The sequence below is a fragment of the Cysteiniphilum marinum genome, from assembly GCF_014857925.1.
In the GTDB taxonomy this organism is placed as follows: domain Bacteria; phylum Pseudomonadota; class Gammaproteobacteria; order Francisellales; family Francisellaceae; genus Caedibacter; species Caedibacter marinus.
This window is the reverse complement of record NZ_JACYVZ010000072.1, coordinates 1-4,214: the sequence shown is the minus strand read 5'-3', so window position 1 is coordinate 4,214 and position 4,214 is coordinate 1. Positions and strand designations below refer to the sequence as shown.

At 41.6% G+C, this 4,214-nt stretch carries 1 protein-coding gene; it reads left to right on the top strand.

Annotated elements, in window-relative coordinates; all coding sequences use genetic code 11:
• Positions 1-144: 144 nt before the first annotated feature.
• Positions 145-4,214, top strand: a 4,070-nt coding sequence (locus tag IE867_RS14075) for a beta strand repeat-containing protein (RefSeq protein WP_192485344.1), incomplete at its 3' end; no start/stop codon positions are given.

Below are 4,214 nucleotides of genomic sequence, written 5' to 3'. Positions count from 1 at the left end.
GATTAGCATCTTTTTCTAGAGCTAATTTAACTGATTCATTTTTAAACTCTTGTGTGTAGCGAGATTTTGCCATTTTTCTGCTCCTCATTCTGGTGGACTTACTGTCCCAAATTGAGGGGGTACATCAGTGATACCAGTGGCGTATTGAAGCGTCAATTAGATGATGAGTGGGCGCGCAATACCGAAAGTGATGCACGCGATTCAAAAGGAATACTAGAGCTTGGGCTATCCAACCCGCCACAAGGGCAAAACAACACAATAACCACACTTGAAGATGTGGCATATGTTTTTGGGTTGAATGATTTTGGCTATAGTGATGCGGATAATCACCCATTTACTGCCATTAAGGTTGAGACTTTACCTGCTGATGGCACGCTAAAACTAGATGGTGTAAATGTTGTTGTTAATCAATATATTAGTGTTCAGGCAATTACCGATGGTGATCTTAGCTTTGTAGCAGATGGGGATGAAAGTGGTGTTGCCTATGCAAGCTTTAACTTCTTTGTCAATGATGGTCTAGTTGATTCTGAAACCAGTTATACCATGACAATTGATGTGACAGCAGTCAATGATGCGCCAGTGGCTCAAGATGGTGTTGTGAGTACAAATGAAGATACCACACATATCTTTAGTTTAAATGAATTTGGCTTTAGTGATGTTGATACAGGTGACACATTACAAAGTATTACTGTTGTCTATAGTAGTATTAGTGGTAATGGGCAGCTGAAATATAATGGCACGGCCATTACGGCAGATCAGGTGGTATTAGCCGCAAATATTGGTTTATTAAGTTATGAGCCAGATGGTGAGAATGCTGAAGTTGCCAGCTTTGATTTCTTGGTAAATGACGGCACAGTTGACTCTGATGCGCCAGCTACGATGACCATTAATGTTACAGCAATCAATGATATACCAGTAGCTCAAGCCAGTAGCGTGACCACAAATGAAGATACTACACATGTCTTTAGCTTAAATGAATTTGGCTTTAGTGACGTGGATATAGGTGACACATTACAAAGTATTACCGTTGTCTTTAGTAGCATCAGTGCTAATGGTCAATTGAAGTATAATGGTACGACGATTACGGCAGATCAGGTGGTGTTAGCTGCCAATATTGGTTTATTAAGTTATGAACCTGATGCAGAGGATGCTGAAACGGCAAGCTTTGATTTCTTAGTTAGCGATGGTGTTGTTGATTCGGCTAATCAAGCGACAATGACGATTAATGTGACTGCTGTGAATGACCCACCGATTGCGATCAACAGTGCAATAACAACCAATGAAGATAGTAATTATACGTTTAATCTTAGTGATTTTGATTTTACTGATGTTGAAAATGATACGCTGTCTTCAGTAACGATAACAAGCTTACCGGCTAATGGCATGCTCAAAGTCAATGGTAGTGCCGTTGTACTTGGCACGAATAATACCGTTACTTTAGCACAACTTGTGGCAGGCGAGCTCGTCTTTGAACCAGTGGCTGATGAGCATGGTGCTCCTTATACTAGTTTTAATTTTAGCGTTAATGATGGCGTGGATAATTCAAATGCTGCGACAATGACCATTGATGTGACGCCAATCAATGACGCGCCAACGTTAACCAACTTTGCAGATGCGATCGTTTCCACCAATGAAGATACTGAAGTTGAGATTAGCTTAGCGCAATTATTGGCTCAAGGGAATGAAGCAGATATTGATGGCACAGTTGACGGCTTTGTTGTCCAAACATTGACAAGTGGCACATTGAAAATAGGGGCGACTCAAGCCACAGCAACAGCGTTTGCAGCAGGTACTAATGATACGATTGATGCAACCAATAAGGCATACTGGACACCAGCGCCGAATGTCAATGGTAATGCGATTGCAGCATTTACAGTGAAAGCGCAAGACAATGAAGGATTACTGTCCGCTACAGCCGTACAAGCAACAGTGGATGTGGTGGCTGTCAATGACGCACCAGTTGCCGCAAATAGTGCAATAACAACAAATGAAGATACCAATCACACCTTTAGTGCAGCAAACTTTAGTTTCACGGATGTTGAGAATGATGCGCTGTCTTCAGTAACCATTACAAGCTTACCCGCTAATGGCACACTTAAAGTCAATGGTAGTGCTGTTGTTCTAGGTACGAACAATACGGTTACCTTAGCGCAACTTGTGGCAGGTGAGCTCGTCTTTGAACCAGTGGCTGATGAGCATGGTGCCTCTTATACCAGCTTTAACTTTACGGTTAATGATGGTGTGGATAATTCAAATGTTGCGACAATGACCATTGATGTGACTTCTGTTAATGACGCACCAACCTTAACAAGCTTCGCAGATGCGATTGTTTCAACCAATGAAGATACCGAAGTTGAGATTACCTTAGCGCAATTATTAGAGCAAGGTGATGAAGCCGATATTGATGGTACAATCGATGGCTTTGTTGTCCAAGCATTAACAAGTGGTACATTAAAAATAGGGATAACTCAAGCGACAGCAACAGCATTTGCAGCAGGTACTAATGATACGATTGATGCAACCAATAAGGCATACTGGACACCAGCGCCGAATGTCAATGGTGATACGATTGCAGCCTTTACGGTGAAAGCGCAAGACAATGAAGGCTTGTTATCATCAACAGCCGTACAAGCAACAGTGGATGTGGTGGCTGTCAATGACGCACCAGTTGCGGCAAATAGTGCGATAACAACAAATGAAGATACGAATCACACCTTTAGTGCAGCAAACTTTAGCTTCACTGATGTTGAGAATGATGCATTGACTTCAGTAACCATCACAAGCTTGCCTGCTAATGGTATGCTCACAGTTAATAGCAGTGCGGTTATTCTTGGCACGAATAATACGATTTCTTTAGCACAATTAACAGCGGGAGAGCTTGTCTTTGAACCAGTGGCTGATGAAAATGGAGCGTCTTATGCTAGCTTTAACTTTAGCGTTAATGATGGTGTGGATAATTCAAATATTGCGACAATGACTATTGATGTGACATCAATCAATGATGCACCAACCTTAACAAGCTTTGCCGATGCAATTGTTTCCACCAATGAAGATACCGAAGTTGAGATTACCTTGGCGCAATTATTGGCTCAAGGTAATGAAGCCGATATTGATGGTACCGTTGATGGCTTTGTTGTCCAGGCATTAACAAGTGGTACATTGAAAATAGGGGCGACTCAAGGTGCAGCCACAGCATTTTCAGCAGGTACTAATGATACGATTGATGCAAGCAACAATGCTTATTGGACACCAGCACCGAATGCCAATGGTGATACGATTGCAGCCTTTACGGTGAAAGCCCAAGATAATGAAGGCTTGTTATCAGCAACAGCCATACAAGCAACGGTTGATGTGGTTGCAGTGAATGATGAGCCTGTAGTTACAGCGACTGGATTAAATCCAAGCTTTACTGAAAACCAAACAGCGGTAAGTTTATTTGCTGGTACCGCGATTGATTTAGTTGAAACAGCTGATTTAGTTGAGGCGATTACCTTTACCGTTAGTAACTTAGTTGATGGCAATAGTGAACAAGTTATCATTGATGGAGAGAATATTAATCTTGTTGATGGTAGTGGTACAACAGCAGCCAATAGCTATAACTATACAGTCGCAGTTGTCGCCAGTACCGCGACAGTTACGATTACACATGCCAGTGATATTGATGTGACGACAGCGCAAAGCTTAATTGATTCACTACAATATATTAATAACAGTGACAATCTGGTTGATGGTACACGTGTTGTCACCTTGACGGCTTTACGCGATAGTGGTAGTGTTGCCAATGGCGGGGATAATGAAGTTACTTTAAGCATTGCCTCAACGGTTAATGTAACAGCAATTAACGATGAGCCGATTGTTACAGCGACTGGATTAAACCCAAGCTTTAGTGAAAACCAAGCAGCAGTAAGTTTATTTGGCAGTACAGCAATCGATTTAATTGAGTCAGCTGATTTAGTCGAAGCAATTACCTTTACTGTCAGTAACTTAGTCGATGGTAATAGTGAACAAGTTATCATTGATGGTCAGAGTATTAGTCTTGTTAATGGCAGTGGCACAACAACAGCTAATAGCTATAACTACAACATTGCAGTTGTTGCCAATACCGCGACAGTTACGATTACACATGCCAGTGATATTGATGTGACAACAGCGCAAAGCTTAATTGATTCATTGCAATATATTAATAGCAGTGACAATCTGGTTGATGGTACACG